Source organism: Tunturiibacter gelidiferens (genome assembly GCF_051013345.1).
GTDB classification, from domain to species: Bacteria; Acidobacteriota; Terriglobia; order Terriglobales; family Acidobacteriaceae; genus Edaphobacter; species Edaphobacter gelidiferens_A.
Window position 1 is genome coordinate 1946288 of sequence record NZ_CP132939.1, and the last position, 16909, is coordinate 1963196.

15 protein-coding genes, 2 pseudogenes and 1 riboswitch are annotated in these 16909 nt (G+C 57.1%); of the genes and pseudogenes, 10 read left to right on the top strand and 7 right to left on the bottom strand.

Annotated features, from left to right (window positions below; genetic code table 11):
• Window positions 1-6: 6 nt before the first annotated feature.
• On the bottom strand, window positions 7-402 hold the full coding sequence (locus RBB80_RS09635) for a hypothetical protein (RefSeq protein ID WP_433967989.1): 396 nt from the start codon (window positions 400-402) through the stop codon (window positions 7-9).
• A 364-nt stretch (window positions 403-766) separates the two neighbouring features.
• On the opposite strand from RBB80_RS09635, the gene RBB80_RS09640 reads away from it, so the two are divergent.
• From RBB80_RS09640 to RBB80_RS09650, 3 genes are all read left to right on the top strand, one after another.
• Window positions 767-1594, top strand: a complete 828-nt coding sequence (locus RBB80_RS09640) for a methyltransferase domain-containing protein (protein WP_433967990.1) — start codon at window positions 767-769, stop codon at window positions 1592-1594.
• Between the two features lie 24 nt (window positions 1595-1618).
• A complete protein-coding gene (locus tag RBB80_RS09645; RefSeq protein ID WP_433967991.1) occupies window positions 1619-2974 on the top strand; it encodes an MFS transporter in 1356 nt (451 codons plus the stop codon).
• Window positions 2975-3129: 155 nt separating this feature from the next.
• Complete coding sequence (locus RBB80_RS09650; RefSeq protein ID WP_433967992.1) at window positions 3130-3918, top strand: hypothetical protein; 789 nt, start codon at window positions 3130-3132, stop codon at window positions 3916-3918.
• Window positions 3919-3985: 67 nt separating this feature from the next.
• Here RBB80_RS09650 and RBB80_RS09655 read toward each other — a convergent pair whose 3' ends face one another.
• Together RBB80_RS09655 and RBB80_RS09660 are read right to left on the bottom strand one after the other, a co-directional pair.
• Window positions 3986-4945, bottom strand: coding sequence for a Bug family tripartite tricarboxylate transporter substrate binding protein (locus RBB80_RS09655; protein ID WP_433967993.1), 960 nt, complete (start codon window positions 4943-4945; stop codon window positions 3986-3988).
• A gap of 213 nt (window positions 4946-5158) precedes the next feature.
• Window positions 5159-5763, bottom strand: a pseudogene (locus RBB80_RS09660) (IS6 family transposase).
• Between the two features lie 505 nt (window positions 5764-6268).
• On the opposite strand from RBB80_RS09660, the gene RBB80_RS09665 reads away from it, so the two are divergent.
• The 3 genes and pseudogenes from RBB80_RS09665 (at window position 6269) to RBB80_RS09675 (ending at window position 7251) form a co-directional block, all read left to right on the top strand.
• Window positions 6269-6541 (top strand): hypothetical protein, encoded by a 273-nt coding sequence (locus RBB80_RS09665; protein ID WP_433967994.1) that lies wholly within the window; start codon window positions 6269-6271, stop codon window positions 6539-6541.
• A 399-nt stretch (window positions 6542-6940) separates the two neighbouring features.
• A pseudogene (locus RBB80_RS09670) lies at window positions 6941-7020 on the top strand (hypothetical protein); the annotation flags it as partial.
• 18 nt (window positions 7021-7038) lie between these two features.
• A complete protein-coding gene (locus RBB80_RS09675) occupies window positions 7039-7251 on the top strand; it encodes a DDE-type integrase/transposase/recombinase (RefSeq protein ID WP_433969595.1) in 213 nt (70 codons plus the stop codon).
• Window positions 7252-7522: 271 nt separating this feature from the next.
• Window positions 7523-7587: riboswitch (Fluoride riboswitch) on the bottom strand.
• 93 nt (window positions 7588-7680) lie between these two features.
• Here the strand turns inward: RBB80_RS09675 and RBB80_RS09680 are convergent.
• Window positions 7681-9414, bottom strand: a complete 1734-nt coding sequence (locus RBB80_RS09680) for a TIGR03118 family protein (RefSeq protein WP_433969596.1) — start codon at window positions 9412-9414, stop codon at window positions 7681-7683.
• A gap of 299 nt (window positions 9415-9713) precedes the next feature.
• Window positions 9714-9878, bottom strand: coding sequence for a hypothetical protein (locus RBB80_RS09685; RefSeq protein ID WP_433967995.1), 165 nt, complete (start codon window positions 9876-9878; stop codon window positions 9714-9716).
• A 461-nt stretch (window positions 9879-10339) separates the two neighbouring features.
• Between RBB80_RS09685 and RBB80_RS09690 the strand changes: the two genes are divergently transcribed.
• The 3 genes from RBB80_RS09690 (at window position 10340) to RBB80_RS09700 (ending at window position 12436) form a co-directional block, all read left to right on the top strand.
• The gene (locus RBB80_RS09690) at window positions 10340-10531 is read left to right on the top strand and encodes a hypothetical protein (protein WP_433967996.1); all 192 of its coding nucleotides are present in this window, start codon (window positions 10340-10342) and stop codon (window positions 10529-10531) included.
• 413 nt (window positions 10532-10944) lie between these two features.
• The gene (locus RBB80_RS09695; RefSeq protein WP_433967997.1) at window positions 10945-11388 is read left to right on the top strand and encodes an IS110 family transposase; all 444 of its coding nucleotides are present in this window, start codon (window positions 10945-10947) and stop codon (window positions 11386-11388) included.
• Between the two features lie 460 nt (window positions 11389-11848).
• The gene (locus RBB80_RS09700; protein WP_433967998.1) at window positions 11849-12436 is read left to right on the top strand and encodes a dihydrofolate reductase family protein; all 588 of its coding nucleotides are present in this window, start codon (window positions 11849-11851) and stop codon (window positions 12434-12436) included.
• Between the two features lie 203 nt (window positions 12437-12639).
• On the opposite strand, the gene RBB80_RS09705 is transcribed toward RBB80_RS09700, so the two are convergent.
• Together RBB80_RS09705 and RBB80_RS09710 are read right to left on the bottom strand one after the other, a co-directional pair.
• Window positions 12640-15378 (bottom strand): ADOP family duplicated permease, encoded by a 2739-nt coding sequence (locus tag RBB80_RS09705; protein WP_433967999.1) that lies wholly within the window; start codon window positions 15376-15378, stop codon window positions 12640-12642.
• Between the two features lie 17 nt (window positions 15379-15395).
• The gene (locus RBB80_RS09710) at window positions 15396-15725 is read right to left on the bottom strand and encodes a PadR family transcriptional regulator (RefSeq protein ID WP_130424907.1); all 330 of its coding nucleotides are present in this window, start codon (window positions 15723-15725) and stop codon (window positions 15396-15398) included.
• 112 nt (window positions 15726-15837) lie between these two features.
• On the opposite strand from RBB80_RS09710, the gene RBB80_RS09715 reads away from it, so the two are divergent.
• Window positions 15838-16818: a tetratricopeptide repeat protein gene (locus RBB80_RS09715; RefSeq protein ID WP_433968000.1), complete on the top strand. Its 981-nt coding sequence runs from the start codon at window positions 15838-15840 to the stop codon at window positions 16816-16818.
• Window positions 16819-16909: the final 91 nt, after the last annotated feature.

Below are 16909 nucleotides of genomic sequence, written 5' to 3' on the forward strand. Positions count from 1 at the left end.
AATTCTTCAGTGGAAATTCGACGTAGAGAGTAGTCTTTGGGGTGCGGCTGAGAGCAGCTCATGCACCTCAGCCAGATTCGCAGCCTTGGACTCGAGGACGTCAACAACTGCGCCCATCTTATCGAGCCCAGATATCAGGCGAGCATCTTGCTGCGCATTGCCCGTGCTGAGTGCGCCCAGGAGCCATGGTGTCGTCTGCTCGTTGCTGCCAACCTCCATCAGTGCCACGCTGAATTCTGTCAGCCTCGCAACTGGGACGATCAACCGTCCCAGAGCCCACGCATACTTACCAGAGCGGTAACTGGCATAGTTCCGCGTCGACGTTAGCATATCGAGGCCTGCGGGAGGAAAGAGCCCCGCGTAATCTATCAATCTGTTCATGAATGGTTTAATTGCAGTCATTTGCTTTTTCTGTTCTTTACCTTCGTCGTCGGAATTCCGAATTCACCCTTCCATATGCGATGCCAGTCTACCTCCTGAAAGGTCGGGTCATTGGCAACTTGCCGAAAGTTCCGCCACGTGCCCGTATTCGCGCTAAGGTTCGCCTAAGTACGACCGGAGGGCTGTCGCTATCGTCGGAAAGACCAGCGACCCCGCTCTTCAGACGAAGTTGCCAATAACCCCGTTCTAGTGCACTACAAGAGGACAATGATCAATTCCGTATCGCCGATTATCCACCCGCAGCGCATCAGTGCTGAAACGAATCGGTTGCCTTGATTGGCTGTGCGGGTGGATAATCGCACATCTATGCATCCAGGAGGATGCTTTGGCTCAGCCCTTGGTGCCCTCGACTGCGTTCGCAGACGCATGGATTCAAGTCGATCGAACCGAAAACCCACGCTTCTTTGTGAACCTTCTGGATGCTACCCGCGCTCGCCTTCTTGAGCGTGCTCGCACGTCGCCCGGGGAATTCTTTGCGTCGCTGGCTCTCCGCCCCGGACACAACGTACTTGACGTTGGCTGCGGTACGGGGGACTTTCTTCGCCTCCTGGCTCCGATTGTTTCTCCGGGGACAGCCGTTGGCGTAGATCTCAGTGAGACCATGATTGCCGAGGCACGCCAACGTTCTGCTGAGAACGTTGACAACCTCTCGTTCCGAGTGGGGAGCGTCCTGGAACTTCCATTCCCGGCTGCGAGCTTTGATCGTGTCCTTGCAACGCAATTACTCCTGCATGTTCCCGATCCCATGAAAGCCTTGGTGGAGATAAAACGAGTCCTCGCTCCATCCGGGCTAATCTCCATCACAGAAATCGACTGGGGAACGCTGGTCGTGCAATCGTCGGACAACAAACTAGGGCGCCGATTCAGCGATCTCGCCTGCAGAGAACTGCGAAATGGGCTCATCATACGAGAGCTTCCAGGCCAACTTCGCGAGCTTGGATTTAATCACATTCTCATCGCGCCCGAAGTTGAGGTCGCGCAGGATCTTGATGCGTTTCATACATGGTTTGTGGCGCCGTCCCTTAAGCACTTCAAGAGAATAGGGGCATTCTCTGAAGCTGACGCTGACGCGTTCCTCGCCGACCTTATGGCACGTGCAGGTCGGGGGCACTATTTCTCTTCTCGCACTTACTACACAGTTCTCGCATCGTAATCGAGCTGAAAGCCACCTTGACTCATGGCACAGACGGAACAATTGACGCTTGCAGAAGCTTCTGATCGCCTTGATCGTCTCCCCGCGTCACGGTTCCACGCGAAGATCCTTATCGTCGCTGCCCTGTCACTGCTGTTCGACACATTGGATACGGCTGTCACTGGTTTTGTTCTCGCATCACTTCGCACCGTCTGGCATTTCGATGCGAAGACGATTGGCGTCGTCTCGGCAATCGGGCTGTCCGGCTATCTTGTGGGCTCTGCCATTTGTGGCTTTGTTGCCGATCATCTGGGTAGAAAGAAGACGATCTTGTTCACACTGATTTTGTACTCGGTCTTCTCTGCGTCCCGAGGGCTGACTCACACGGTAGGCGTATTTGCCTTCTTTAACTTTTTCACATGGTTCTTCGTCGGAGCTGAGAGTTCGACCGTTCCTCCCTACTTGGCGGAATTGTGGCCCTCACGAATACGAGGAAAATTAGTTGGTTGGATGATGGCTTTCTTCGGAGCCGGCATTGCACTCTCATCGGTCTGGGCTCTGCTGATCATTCCGACCCTGGGCTGGCGCTGGGCGCTGTTCCTGACAGCTCCGTTTGCTCTTATTGGAGGCGTCATGCGATCGGTGCTGCCGGAATCGCCCCGGTGGTTGATCCGTGTAGGTCGACTGGCCGACGCGGAAGCCGTCCTGAGGCGAGTGGAGGATGAGGTCGCCAAGTCCACAGGTCGCGTCCTACCACCGGTCGCCCCCAGCCCCGGCGGACCACAGGTGTCCCCAAGGCGGGTGCATCCCAGGGAACTGCTCGGCACAGCCTATCGGAGCCTCACACTCATGCTCTGGGCCGCGTGGTTCGCGGAATACGGGGTGCTCTACACGTATCAGATTTTTCTCCCGACCATACTGTCGGCCGAAGGGCATTCCATCGTGAACTCTTTCCGATATTCTGTCGTCATCTATTCCGCCGCGATTCCCGGTTATGTACTGGGAGGGTATGTGGTCGAATGGCTCGATCGCAAATACACGATCTTGCTCTCATTTGCTTCTGTCGCTGCGTTTGGAACACTGTTTGGCCACTCGCAATCACCTGCCCAGATAATGACGTTCGCCGGATCAACAGTCTTCTTTCTCTCCCTTGGATCCACTGCGATATACACTTACACTCCCGAACTGTATCCCACGGAGATTCGCGCGACCGCGATGGGGATCGCGTCTGCGTGGGGACGAGTAGGTGCCGTGACAATGCTTTTAGTTTTTGGACATTTATTCGCGATCCACGGCAAATCGCTGTTCTTTTTGATCATCGACCCGATTCTCATCACTGCCTCAATTGTGGTCCTCTGCGTTGGTCCACCAACTCGCGGAAAGCCGCTCCAAGAGGCATAGTCTGATGCTGCCAGAGAACTCTGAGTGGTTGACGGGCCACCAGGAAGTTAGCAGCCGGAGCACCGGCGTCCCGCTTTCATTTTGTTGCGGAGAGAACATAGAAGACCAACGCGCCACCTTACGCATGGGCACCTAGTTTGAGGCCGGAGAAGATCATGAGCGATGAGCTCCCTGTGTATGACCGTGAACTGCTGTTGCTGGGCGCGAAGCGTAATACCGTGCTGGACCTGTGGGAGGTGCAGCGGTACGGCAGCGACAGCTATGGCGATACCGACTATGTCTCCGTCTACGGGATGCGGCCAGACGATTGGCATGCGAAGGGCGCCCGGATTTTGGGACGGACCGCCGTCGAATGCACGCGCGATCGATTGGGGGATGCGATTGGCAAAGAGGTTGCCACTATTGCTGGCCCGCGACTACCAGGCGCCCGAGCACAAGTGGTAGATCTCTTCGCTGGCTCCGGCAACACGCTGTACTGGCTGTTGCGGCACCTCCCCGGCTCGAGGGGCGTCGGGTTCGAGTCGGATGCTGCAGTTTTCCGGCTCACTCGGCACAATATCGGAGCTCTGGCGTTGCCCATCGACGTCCTGAATACGGACTATCTCACCGGACTGGCCGGCATCTCGGCGGGGCTGGATGAACTGCTGATTCTGTTCATCGCGCCGCCCTGGGGCGATGCGTTCGACAGGACCTCCGGCGTCGACCTACGGCGCACCAATCCGCCGATCACCGGAATTGTGGACTTCCTGCTTCACAGGTTCTCCCAGAACCACCTACTTTGCGCCATCCAAGTCCACGAAGTTGTTCTTCCTGTCTCCATGGCCGAGTTGAGAGCTCGTTTCGACTGGTCGACACTGCGCAACTTCCAGCTGAATACGCCGGGGCAGAACCATGGAATTCTTCTCGGTGCCAAGGGCTGGGCACCACAGGTTATCGCCACTTAACACGTTCGCGGGCGAGGGACCTTTCGGAGCAGGGGTCGTCCCCAGTACGCGATTTGTGGAATCTCGGTTACCGAGGTTTAATCCCGGCGGCTTCGACGATACGTGCGGCGTTTTCACTCTCGCTCACGACAAAGTGCGCGAACTCAGGCTGCGTCATACTCATTGGATCGGCCCCGTGCTTCGCCAGCCAGTCGCGCATATCAGGCGCGGCCAGAACCCGGGCGATGTCCTTCGCTAGTTTGTCCACCACTCCGGCCGGAGTGCCTGCGCGCAGCCATACCCCATACCAAATTGGGTAGTCGAAGCCCGTGACGCCGGCCTCAGCGATCGTGGGCACTTCAGAGAGCAAGGGTGAGCGCGTGTTGGTCGTTACGCCCAAAGCGCGCAGCCTGCCCGCACGGATGTCGGCCAAGGCGTAAGAGATCGGTGTAATCAGGTAAGTGGTACGGCCTGCGACCGTATCGGCGATCGCTCCGGGGGTCGTGTCGCCAGGCACATGTACGGCCCTAATGCCCGTCGCTAGATTGAATTTCTCGGCCCCCAGGTGAGTGCCGGTGCCTATGCCAGCCGAGCCGAACTTCAGCTCGCCTGGCCTTGCCTTCGCTGCGGCAATGAGATCGCGGACTGAGGCGATGCCTGATGACGTGCCCGCCACCAGCACGTAGGGTTGGCTCGTGAGTGGAGCGACCGGGATGAAATCGTTCAACGGGTCATACGGCAGATTCTTCAAAAGCGCGGCGCTGTAAGCCTGAGCGCTGGTGTTAACGAGCAACGTGTAACCATCAGCTGGCAACTGCGCAACCAGAGCGGGCGCCGCTGTACTCCCCGCGCCGGGATGGTTCTCTATTGTCACAGGCTGGCCCCATAGAGCGGTTAGCTTCGGACTGATGGCGCGAGCTATGATGTCCGGTCCACCACCAGCACCGAATGGTTCGATTATCCGCACGGGCTTCGCTGGATAATCTGATGAACCTTGCAGCATCACAACCAGCGAACACGCAAGCCCCAAAACCATCCGCGTCGACATGATCCACCGCCTGAAGGATTACTGCGTCACGACCGTAACGGACCCGAGATTTAGAGAATTGCGGCCTTAGCGAACGGTAGTTGGTGAAACATCGCCTAGCACTCATCAACGGGGTCGCGGGCGTGGAGTAACGAGCTTCGCACAACGATAGCGACGTTCGGGCTCTGTTGCATTAACTTTGTTGGTCGCAGTTCTTCCGTTGCGCGGTTTACCTCAGGCAGCGATATCGAAGATGTCGAACAGCTTGTTTACGAATCGCACCTCGTCTTTGACATGCGGCTTACACGTGAGGCAATGTCCTCGGCGGATCATCCGCATCACCTCGAACCCCTTCATCGTAGCGGCGGCCGTCTTCATGGTCTGAAAGCCTCGCGTGGGGCGAATGACTCGCTTCAGAGCCCCGTGGTCGGCTTCAATGATGTTGTTCAGATACTTGCACGTGCGATGCTTGGTATCGCTTGATAGCTTGCCTTCTCGTTGTAGCCGGCTAATGGCTTTTGGATAAGAGCCGAGTTGGTCCGTGGTCAAACCGGCCATGCTTGTCGACGGCCCGGAACAGGAACTTCCAGTGGCCACCGACCTTCACATACGTCTCGTCCACTCGCCACGAGGTCGCACGGTACCCGCTGGTACCAGCAGACCCGCTTCTCAAGCTCAGGCGCGTAGCGATGAACCCAGCGCATGATCGTAGACGGATCCACGTCTACGCCGCGTTCCTGCATCATCTCCGCCAGATCCCGGGAGCTTATCCCATACTTGCAGTACCAGCGAACGCACACCAGGATGATATCCACAGGGAAACGACGGCGCTTGAACATGAACAAGGCTCCTCGGCCAACGACTCCAGACTACGACGCGCCCGTTAATGCAACAGAGCCCGGCTCCCGAACCTCTTTATCCAAAAGCATTGGAAGTAGCCCACCGCGCCACATCCACAATCCCTGCGAAATGATGTTCTTCACCCGATGGAGTGGCCAGCGAATACGCAGCGTTTTTATCTTCTGCAAGAAGGTTCGGCCTGGTAGCCAACTGCACCGACCAAACACAGAAGCAGCGCAAATTGCAGAAGCACATCTCGCCGACCGTATCCTTGAGGACGAAGGAAGGGTCCGGGACGGCGAACAGACGCGACGCTTCATTATTCCGGCGTTCCTTCCACCAGGCCGTATCTTTGCAGAATCATTTCAAGATACTTCATGCCGCGCCTGCACAATAGAGTCGCTCACCCTGAGAGCCTATAGTCCCATCAATGGCGATACGCTGAGCGACTGGCGGTCTGGTCGGTAGTTGAACAGTCATCGAAACAAATCGGGATCGAGCACTTTGGCGCCCACGATTCTTCCCGCTCTTGGAGATGGAGCGGAGCAGCCGGCCATCTTCGATCCTCGCCGCGATCATCCAGGCGTTGATGCCCTGTTAGACCCAGATCGGGATGGCAACGGTGCGGATGCGCCGGCCTTTGCCCTCGAGGTCGGCCAGGACCCAGCGCCCCTTCCTCTGCTGGATAGTTTCGACGTCGCGCTCGGCCAGCTCGTTCCGCCTGAGGGCGCAGCCGACCAGCAGCGCCAGGATCACGTAGTCGCGTTTGCCCTTTAGTTGGAGCGGTCGGGGACGGCCAGCAGCTCTTTGGCCTGCTCGCGGTTCAGCCAGTTGCCCAACCGGGTTCCCTTCTGGGGATGTTAGGGACCTCGGTCAGATTCGCGGCCTCCTCGGCCCCGAGCATTCCGTTCTTCCGCGCCTCCGAGACCATCTTCCGAACGGCCGAGAGCCGGACGTTGATCGTCGAGGGGAGAGCGCGTCCATCGTCGCCCGATACTCCATCAGCAGTGAGCGGGTGAGGGGGCGTCCGGCTGAGCGTACTTAGCACTTCCGTACAAAACAGACCGGAGACATGGTTTACAGCGAAGCGCGACGGCGACGGTTCCTCAGCATTGGGCAACACACGACGATGTTGTATGCCCTGGAAAGAGAGTCGGATCTTGGATCAACGTCATTCTGGTCCAGCCGCATCGTGATCAGCGGGCCGCAGAGCGATTCTTTCGAAAACTCTTGCGTGGCCAAGGTTCGGAATCACTGCAGATCATTACCGACAAATTGAGAAGCTACTCCGCTGCCATGCGAAGCATCTTCAGCAACGTGACTCACAGGGGGAGCGGTACGCCAACAATCGCGTCGAAGCCTCGCATCAGCCGACGCGCCAACGGGAACGGCAAATGCGCCGATTCAAATCTGCCAGGCACGCACAACGTTTCTCTCCCTCCATGATGCCGTCCGAAATCTGTTCCGAGTGGGCCGACACTTATTGAGGTCTAGCAATCACCGGCTCCTGCGATCGCGGTCATTCGCGGTCTGGCGGGAAGTGACCGCGGCCTAAGCCAGCGCAAGACCCGCAGCGTTCCCAGCTCAGAATGTCCCTCAACCTCTTAAGTTGACAATGCCGTTCCGAAGGGAAACCCGATGCTGTAGGTGAGAGTGAGGCGCGTGATGGCGTAACGCAGTAAGCCGCCCAACGCACTGCCGATTGTGACCCAGAGATATGACATCGTCTGCCTCGTTGTTCCTCAGATTGAGAAGATCGAATTGGCAGAGGTCATCAGCGGATCTGTACGGCGGATGTGGGAGACCTCATTCCCATGAACTTATCGTAACAGTGTTCAAAAGTTGTTTTTGCAGGTCGATTTCAAAAAAGCGGCCGCCCAATGCTGCGGGCGGCCGTGAGGAAGGACGCCGGTCGACTACTGCACGGTGAGTGCAATGGTCGTGTTCTGGGTGAGGCTGCCGGAGGTGGCCGTGATGGTCACCATCTGCAGACCAGCCGGAGTGCCGGGCGCCGCCGGGGTTGTTGGCGCGGTGGGAGCCGGTGCGGAGGCTGTCGGTGTCATGGCAGGGTTGGAGCCGCTGGAGCAGCCGACGACTACGCCAGTGGAGAGGACCAGAAGCGCGAAGAGACTCAGCATCTGCATGGGGTGTGACTTGCCGAGGGCGCGTCTGCGGGTAAAGACAAGGAGAGAGCCGAAGGGCAGGAGAAAGGCAACAGTGATGGAAGCTTCGCGTCTGGTCCAGGGGTTGTGCTTCTGGAGATGCGCCATGCGGGCCGCAGTCTGGATGGTTACGGTGCTGGTGGCTGCGGCTGTGGGCGTGACGGAGAGTGTGCCGGGTGAAAAGGTGCAGGTGACGCCGACCGGGCCGCTGCAGGACAGGGATACGTTGCCGGTGAAGCTGTTGGTTGGAGCGACGCTAATGGTTGCGGTGGTGGAGTTGCCCGCAGTGACCGTGGCGGCAGTGGTTGAAGCGCTGAAGCCAAAGGCTGGGGTGCCGGTTGAAGATGTGGTGTTGGCGATGCCGGCGAAGAGACCGTGGGCTTCGTTGGCGAGGCCCGCGGCGATGTAGAGAGTGTTGGGATCGCCTGCGCCAGCCGGGGTTGCGTTGCTTTGGCCGAAGACGATCTCCCACAACGATGGGAAGGAGAGGGGTTTACCGGTGGCGTCGGTGAGTTGGCCGAGGAAGGCGAAGGTGGTGGGGTTGTAGACGTTGATGAGGCCGTCGCCGAAGTTGCCGACGAGGAGGTCGCCGCCGAAGATGCCGAAGCCGGTGGGGGCGATGGCGACGCCCCAGGGCGCGTTGAGGTTGCCGCCGGTGATGGCGCGGGAGACGAAGTTGCCGTTGAGGTCGAAGACGTCGACGATGCCGTTGCCGGCGCCTACGGTCTGGATGTAGCTGGTGGCCGCGGCGTGGGGTCCTGAGGCAGAGACGGCATAGGGTCCGGCGACCGGGGAGGTGGGGGAAGAGGTGTTGGTGCTGCGAAGGGCGTAGGTGACGAAGACCTGGCTTCCGAGGACGTGCACGGCGAAGGGGGCGTAGTTGGCGGGGAGGTTGGTGTCGGTGAAGGCGCCGGCCAGTTTGGCGGCGTGGAAGCTGGTGTCGTAGGTCTCGATGTCGGTGCCTGCGCCGAAGTTTGCAGCGAGGAGGAAGGTTCCGGTGGTGTTGGTGAGGAGGGCGATGTCAGTGTAGTCGGCGCCCGTTGTGTTGTTATTGACAGCAATCTGGGCAACGCTGTTGGTGGTGCTGAGAGCGGAGTTCCAGCCGCTGATGGTGCCGTCGAGCGTGGAGAAGAGGAAGGCGGCAGCGGAGCCGTTGGTCAGCTTGAAGTTGGTTGTGGATGGGCTGAAGATGGTGCCGGTGGGGGAGCCGGTGCCGGTGCCAGAAGCAGTGGGGATGGCTACCTTGAAGGGAATGGTTCCGGTGGCGGTGGCGACGTAGTCCAGCCCGGTTGCCTGGGTGTTGATCCAGAAGGCGGGCCCTACGGAGACGCCCCAGGGATTGATGAACTGTGGATCTGTAACGGTGGCGGTTACCGATCCGTCGGAGAGGATGTTGGTGGTTTGATAAGAGCCTGCGGTTTGTGCGGAGGCCGCAGCGGTAAGAGACGCGGTTGCGAGGATAAGAGCAAGAAGATTTTTGCGTTCGATCGGATTTGAGTGCGAAGACCGCGACGCGAGGTGAGTTTATTTGCTGCAGGGGCCGTTGAACAAGATTTGCGGTGCATGATCTCTCTCTCTTTTTCTCTGGGTGAGGCAGAATTGCTTGCCGGATGAAAGATACGGGTCCGGTCAAGTTGAAGAGTAGAGAGATCGGGGAGGGGAATTGTCAGGAAGAGGTCATTTGATTGCATTATCTGCAAGTTCGCGCGCAGAGGGAGGCGCTTGAAGCTCCTGCGCGAACCTCCCAAGCAAATGCTGCTCGATTTAGGTCCGCGCAGGTTAGTTGATTACGCCGTCCTACCCGCGTGCAGCGCCACACTGGGGTAATCATGCGTGCCCTTCACATAGCGGCCCTCCATGAGAGCACTGAATAACTGGCCTGTGGGGATAGCGCGAAAAGTGATATTTCGCTTCTCCTCGACTGCAAGAGTACCCTTGGTGGTTGAGTTCATGAAGATGGAGGCTCGCGCCGAGAGAGCAGAGTTAGAAGCTGCTCAGTATCGGCGCGAGTGCAACACCATCACGCGCTCGCTCTCTGCTCTCCTACTCCATAGATTAAATCCCCCGCGTCCACAGCTAATTCGCTTATTCTTCGCCTATGGGTAGTGAGCGGTCGTCGACTTAGAGGATGCGGCAGGAAGGTAAGATTTGCTGTGGCTGCGGAAGTCTTCTAGAGCCGCCATATCCAGGACGGGAGCGGTACTGTAAGCGATGTGCTTCCGAGAGAGCTCCGCGGCGGAAGGTGTACATGCATTTTATGCTCGCGAACGGATGGCGCTGCCAGTTCCTCGAAGCAGATCTCAAGATGTCGCTTCCTACCTGACCCGATTCCGCGTCGAGACCTCCACGCTGAAGTTCACAGATCGTGTAGCTCCTGAAGACCCAGAGCCTGTTCACGATAATTCTGCCATTTTTGAACGTATCGACCATCCAACGTGAGAGTCTTGAACGCCTGGATGATGACATTGCGGTCCTGACCAAATATCTGAAGACTGAAAGTGCATCCAAGGAAGTAATGAAGGCGCTAGAGACTTTGAGCAATGAGCAGCACGCAAGCTGGCAGGCCGCTGTTGATCGAATTGAAGAACTTATAGAGGAGGGGTAGCAAGTGTGCGGTCGTTACTTTCGCCGATCCGACAAGCAGCGCATTGCTGAAGCCTTTAAGCTGGGCAAGCTTCCACCTGACTTTCGAACTGCCGCCCGATTTCAACATAGCTCCGTCAACGTTTCAGCCTGTCATCCGAACCGATGGCGAGAAGAGAGAGAGAGCTAAGGATGATGCGCTGGGGTCTTGTGCCAGCCAAAATCATAGGGTTACGTTTTGGCGGAGAGGCCGTACCCACCTGAGGCCGGAGTAATCCGAAGCCTGTCGCAGAGAGCGGCCGACGTTCCTCTCTCATTACGCCGTGGAGAATCGGAGGCCATTGAGCCTGTATGTTCAAGGTCGGCGAAAGGAGTGGGTCCGCGCTAGCGGATAGGGGCGGAGCCGAGACCAATTTCAAACGTCGGAGTTACTCTATGGGTAATCAATCCACTATCGTGCCGGATAAGCTGTTCTGCGGTATAGATGTCAGTGCCGTCAGCTTGGCTGTAGCAGTTCAACAACGAGAGGAACTTCTCGAGGAACGCGATTTCCCCAATAATGCAAACGGACACAGACTCCTGATCGCATGGCTCCGCAAGCGAAAAGCGTCGGTACGAGTTACGCTTGAGGCTACAGGAGTTTACTCCCTCGATTTATCGTTGGCTCTGAATGAAAGCCTTCTACGAATCGCTACTGGCGCGTCACAAAGCTCGACTTCAAGCTCTTGTAGCCGTCGCACGAAAACTGATCCATGCCATTTATGGCATTCTCCGGTGCAAGACTCCTTACGACGGTCAGAAGCTGTTCCCGGAACTCCTTCGCGGATAACAGTACCGTCCGCGGGTAACGATGGAGCAGCGGATGGGCGAATTCAATAATCGCCCAAAAGGTGAATGTTAGGGCAGGAACGCCCCAACTGACGATGCATCACAGGAGCGCACGAGGCGAGCGAGCGACTTTCTCATCTTCGAGAGGTCTGCGATTTTATGTTCGATCAACTCCAGCTCGTGCGCTGCAATTTCCCCTGTCTCCAGACAGGCTTTCCGTTCATCTAGAGCGAGCAATCCAAAATTTCCTCAAGTGTGAATCTTAGAAAGTCGAGTTTCTTATCTTGTGGATGGCTAAATATTAATTTTTAGCTTCTAAGCCTATATCAAGCAATAACTTGTTGACGGCTGAAGAGGGGACAGCTACTTTTGCGTTACTGTTCTCTGCCCTTACCGTTACGTTCATCAAATCCAGGAGATCGTTAGAGGAGTAACTGACGCTTCAGCTCGAATTGTTGACGAGAAAAATGAGGATCGCTAGACTCAACTGATCTAAATCGGGAGGCGGTCCATGAAGCTCTCAGTATTCTGCGGAGTCAGCGTAGATGGCTTTCTGGCTCGGCCTGACAACTCGCTCGATTTTCTGCGTGCTGGCGAGCAGGAGCCGCACGGTTTCGAAGAATTCTATGGGAGCGTCGATGTCGTCGTAATCGGTCGCAAAACCTTCGAAGTCGTGCTGACATTCGGCAAATGGTTTTACGGCAGGAAGCCGGTGGTCGTGCTGAGCCGCCGTCCGCTCGATTTCTCATCGGTCAAGGACGGAGTGGTCGAGCAGATGTCCGGCGAACCCTCCGAAATCATAACCCGGCTCAAAGCTCGCGGCCTCAAACATGCTTATATAGACGGCGGCATCACCATTCAGCGATTCCTGGCGGCCGGCCTGATCGACCGGCTGGTGATCACACACGTGCCAGTACTGATCGGAGCGGGCATCCCGTTGTTCGGTCCGGTGCCGCGCGATATCAGTCTTCGCCACGTTGCTACGCGCTGCTATAACAGTGGTCTGGTGCAGAGCGAATACGAGCTTGACGCCGAGCGGGGCACTCAGGTCCGGAAGACGGGTAAAACATCCAAGGCGGTAGAAGTACGCCCGCTCTGATCCCACCTCGCTCCACCGACAAGAACATCTCGATCTCTGGCTGCACGACTACAATTTCCACCGACCGAACGCTAGCCTCAATCTCAATTCACTCACTTCCGCTCAGGCCTGAATCGATCTAAAGAGGTCAATGAGCGCATTGCCCTGTTGTCATCAACTCACATTTAGACTCACAGGGCGTCGTCACCATAGACGGATATCGCTCATTCCGCCCTGAGTGCTTCGACGGGATCAAGATGAACTACTTTTCGTACTGGAAGCAACGAAGCGGAGAGCGCGATGACGCACAGGAGCAGTGCCGCACCGGCGAGGACGAATGGGTTGTTGGAGGTCACTCCATAAAGGAAGCCGCGAATCAGCCGGGTAGAGAGGATCGCAGCGACTCCTCCCGCGACGATCCCGATTGTCATCAAGATGATGACCTGCCGCAGAACAAGCAGTACGATACGGAAGCGAGTCGCACCCAGGGCTATCCGAATACCGAACTCCGTCGTTCTCTGGGTAATGCTCCTCGAGAATAGCCCGTACAGGCCAACCCCGCTCAGCAGGAGCGCCATTCCGGCAAAGAATCCGGAGAGAGATGCCAGCATTCTTTCGAGCGATGTCGAGTCATCCATCTTCTGAGTGATCAGAGTCACTTCAGAATCGGGACTCCCCGGCGCAATGTCGCGCAACGTTTTCCGGTAAGAACTCTGAGCGTCCGTGAGTGACCGCGCTTCGATTACGAAATTCATCAGGCCCGGATTGTCCATATCCGAGGCAATGGGCCGGTAGACGACAGGTTGAGGCGGCATTCGCAGATCCTGGAGCTTTACATCGGCTACGACGCCGATCACCCGACAGGTACTTTCCGATGCTCCACCTCGATCGAGCGAGAACTGAAATTGCCGCAATGTCGATCCAAGAGCCGGGGCCTTCGGAAACATCTTCTTCGCGGCGGACTGGCTGACGATGCAGGTATCCGCATCCGCATCACTGTTCACGAAGTCACGGCCCGCGAGCAAAGGAATTTCCATGGTAGAGAAAAAATCCTGGCCGACTTCATTGAACTGAAGCGGTTGTTTTAACTCCTGCGCAGAATGTGACACGGTGCTGAATTCCCTCGTCACAGTTCCGAATAGCGGCGGAACTGTGACGAGGGCTGCGTTCTGCACTTCCGGCATCTCCTTCAGGTGTTCCGCCATTTGCCAATAGATATGCGTCAGTGCTGTTCCTCTCTCCGAACGAGCCCTGATATCCATCATGACCGTGGAAATATTCTCAGCGCGAAAGCCAACATGACCCAGTCTGAGCTTAACCAGCGTCGTGCTCAACAAGCCCGCAACCACGACGAGCATCAAAGACAACGCGATCTGCGCGCAGACGAAGCTGTTTCCCACCCACTTGCTTTCAGCCCGCAGGGAGCGGTTTGCGGATTGGCGCAACATAGGCTCCGGAGCTGTTTGACTGAGCATCCATGCCGGAGCTATGCCACAAAGCAGCGCGCAAAAAACAGCGCACCCGGCGGTGACGGTAAGTACGGTTGCATCCGGACGGATCGAGAGCGCAATCGGAAATCTTTCAGCGCCGGCAGACAAGAGGCGCAGCAGGATGCGGCATCCCATCCACGCAAAACCCAATCCCAGCAATCCACCGGGAAGAGTCAGCAGCAGGCTTTCTATCAACACCTGCCGCATGAGACGCGGGCGCGGGGCGCCAAGAGCGATGCGGAGCGCGAATTCGCGCGAGCGGCTGACGGCGCGTGCCAGTCCCAAGCCGGCAAGATTGGCACAGCAGATTAACAGCACGATGCCAACCAATCCCTGCATCAAAAACAGCGGCTGACGGTAGCGGATTCGTAGAAAGCTCCATCCGGAACGCCCGGGGAGCGCTATCAAATGTATGGGCGGCAAACCATGAATCTGGCGAACGGCTACGGCGGGCAGGACTTCTTCCAGCACCTGGCGCGTAACGGCCGATAACTCGGCAGAGGCCTGAGCTACTGTGATGCCGGGTTTCAGCCGCGCCATCGGCGTCAGGTTAAATAAGAGAGGATTGCGCAGCATCGAATCCCTCTGCCGCTGCCGCATCACCGGTTCGTAATTCAGCGGCATGTAGAAATCAGGGCGCGACGAGACCATGATTCCTGCAAAATTCTCGGGAGCTACGCCAACGATGGTGACGCTGTATCCATTCAAGTGGACGTGACGGCCAATGACGGAAGCGTCGGCTGCATAATGCTCTACCCAGAAACGATGGCTGATGACGACGGCCCAGCCATCCGGACCGCCGCCCGGCTGATCATCGGCCGCGGTCAGCAATCGTCCGGCAGTCGGCCGAACACCGAGGACATCGAAGATGTTGCCGCTCACAATGGTTCCCGGATAGGTATGCGTAATATCGTTTTCGAGGAGATCGGCGCCGTAATCGCACCATCCAGAGATGCCGGAAAAAGAACGGGTGTGCCGCTCGACGGATTCGATGAGCGGCAGATTGAGTACCGGCATCGGAGACTGGGCAACAGGCGAAGGATGGTCAGCCTGCACACCGATGAGGACCAGGCTGTTTGGGTCTTTTACCGGAAGGCTTTGCAGCCACAGAGAGTTCATCAACGTAAAGATCGCTGTGTTCGCGCCGATACCGAGCGTCAGCGTCAGCACAGAGATAAGTACGAAGCTGGGAGACCGGCGGAACTGGCGCAGGGCATATCCTGCATCCTGGCGCAGGTTTTCGAGCCAGGTCCACGACCATTTTTCGGTGATCTGGTCGCGAAGCACGGCAGAATTTCCAAAGAGCCGCATGGCCGCGTGCTCGGCCTCTTGGGGGTTCATGCCCGACGCAATGTTCTCGGCGATCTGCTGCTCCAGATGAAACTGGAGCTCCCTGTCGAGGCGATCGGCCGTGCGTTGGCGGTGAAGTAGCAGTAAGAGCCAGACGCGCATCTTTTCAAAAACGCGGACCATATTTCACCTCGCGTCTTTCAGACTTCTTCAATGACCAGATTCACCGCTCCGGAAAGTCGTTTCCAGTTTTCCGTTTCGTGCTCCAACTGCTTCCGCCCGGCCGCTGTCAGTGAATAGAACTTGGTTTGGCGTCCGTTTTCGCTCTCCGCCCATTTGGCTTTGATCCAGCCCTGCTGCTCCAGGCGATAGAGCGCCGGATAGAGTGATCCCTGCTGCACCTGCAAAACCTCTTTGGATATCTGCTGGATGCGTTTCGCGATGGCCCATCCATGTTTGGGGTCGAGCGAGATAGTTTTCAGGATCAGCAAATCCAGCGTCCCTTGTACGAGATCGTTTGGTTTTCCCATGGCCACAATTATCGACAGGAGAATTGCAGATAGTCAAGAGACTTTGACTATCTTAAAAGAAGATAATTGTTGACTATCTACAATAAGAATTGTAGATAGTCATAATATGTCGATGCGGAAAACAATCCAATTGCTTTTGGGCGCGAGCCTGGCCGCATTTACGGGAATGGCCGCGCAGAAGAACCCGACATTATCGCAGGTGAATTCGGAGCAGCGCCTCGGCCGGCTGACTGAGCTGGAGCTGAAAGGCCGCTATGCGGAAGTGACGGAGCCGCTCGCGGAGCTCATACGCTCCAATGCCCTCAATGAGCGCGAGTCCGGCCGCGCACAGCTCCTGCTCGGCATCGCATATCATCAGCAGGGAGCGTTGGCGCAGGCGCAGAGCGCGTACGAGAAGGCGCTTCATATCCTCTCGCACACCCCGGAAGGCGCGGTGGATCATGCTTCCGCTCTCGATAACTTTGCGCGTCTCTCACACGATACAGGGCATCCGGATACCGCACTGCGCATGGAAACCGACGCGCTCAAGGAATACGAGGGATTGTCAGATCTCTCGGATATCGCCCGATCCTGTGCTACGCTCGCAAGCCTAGAGATCAACCGGGGACATCGGCGCGAAGGAAAAGAGTATCTTTCTCGGGCGCTTCAGGAATCAGGTTTGGCGTCCGTCCTGGATCAGGATTTCTATGCCACCGTCTGGTCCGCTCAGGGATGGCTTTCTCTTCTGAACAAAGACACAACAACCGCCATCTCGGCGTACGCGCATGCCATTGAATTGTGGCGCGCCGCTCACGGCGAGCAGCACATGCTTACCGGATGGGGATACATGCTTCTGGGCAAGAGCTATGCACAGGCGGGCCAGAATGAGAAAGCTCTCGAACAGATGCGGAAGGGGCTGAACATCCTAGATCAGGCAGTTGGTTCCAGCGATCCGAAGTATCTTGCCGCACAGATATCTTATTCGCAGGTACTGGATCAGTCAGGCGAGCATGATGAAGCTGTTCGTGTAAAAAACTCAGCGCAACAAGCTCTCAAGAGGCTCTCTCGAGATGCGTGCGCGGACTGTACTGTGAGCGCGTTCGCCCTGCATTGATGCCCAGGATCTCCCTACTATTATCTCTATCTCCACCAGCGGAAGCTATCGTAGGCCGTCCGGCAAAGACTTCGGTTAACACTTCGATCCG

Coding starts and splice junctions, on each gene's coding strand:
- RBB80_RS09655 (WP_433967993.1), bottom strand. CDS start 4,945: ATGTCGACGCGGATGGTTTTGGGGCTTGCGTGTTCGCTGGTTGTGATG.
- RBB80_RS09635 (WP_433967989.1), bottom strand. CDS start 402: ATGACTGCAATTAAACCATTCATGAACAGATTGATAGATTACGCGGGG.
- RBB80_RS09685 (WP_433967995.1), bottom strand. CDS start 9,878: ATGAACTCAACCACCAAGGGTACTCTTGCAGTCGAGGAGAAGCGAAAT.
- RBB80_RS09650 (WP_433967992.1), top strand. CDS start 3,130: ATGAGCGATGAGCTCCCTGTGTATGACCGTGAACTGCTGTTGCTGGGC.
- RBB80_RS09695 (WP_433967997.1), top strand. CDS start 10,945: ATGGGTAATCAATCCACTATCGTGCCGGATAAGCTGTTCTGCGGTATA.
- RBB80_RS09715 (WP_433968000.1), top strand. CDS start 15,838: ATGCGGAAAACAATCCAATTGCTTTTGGGCGCGAGCCTGGCCGCATTT.
- RBB80_RS09700 (WP_433967998.1), top strand. CDS start 11,849: ATGAAGCTCTCAGTATTCTGCGGAGTCAGCGTAGATGGCTTTCTGGCT.
- RBB80_RS09645 (WP_433967991.1), top strand. CDS start 1,619: ATGGCACAGACGGAACAATTGACGCTTGCAGAAGCTTCTGATCGCCTT.
- RBB80_RS09705 (WP_433967999.1), bottom strand. CDS start 15,378: ATGGTCCGCGTTTTTGAAAAGATGCGCGTCTGGCTCTTACTGCTACTT.
- RBB80_RS09710 (WP_130424907.1), bottom strand. CDS start 15,725: ATGGGAAAACCAAACGATCTCGTACAAGGGACGCTGGATTTGCTGATC.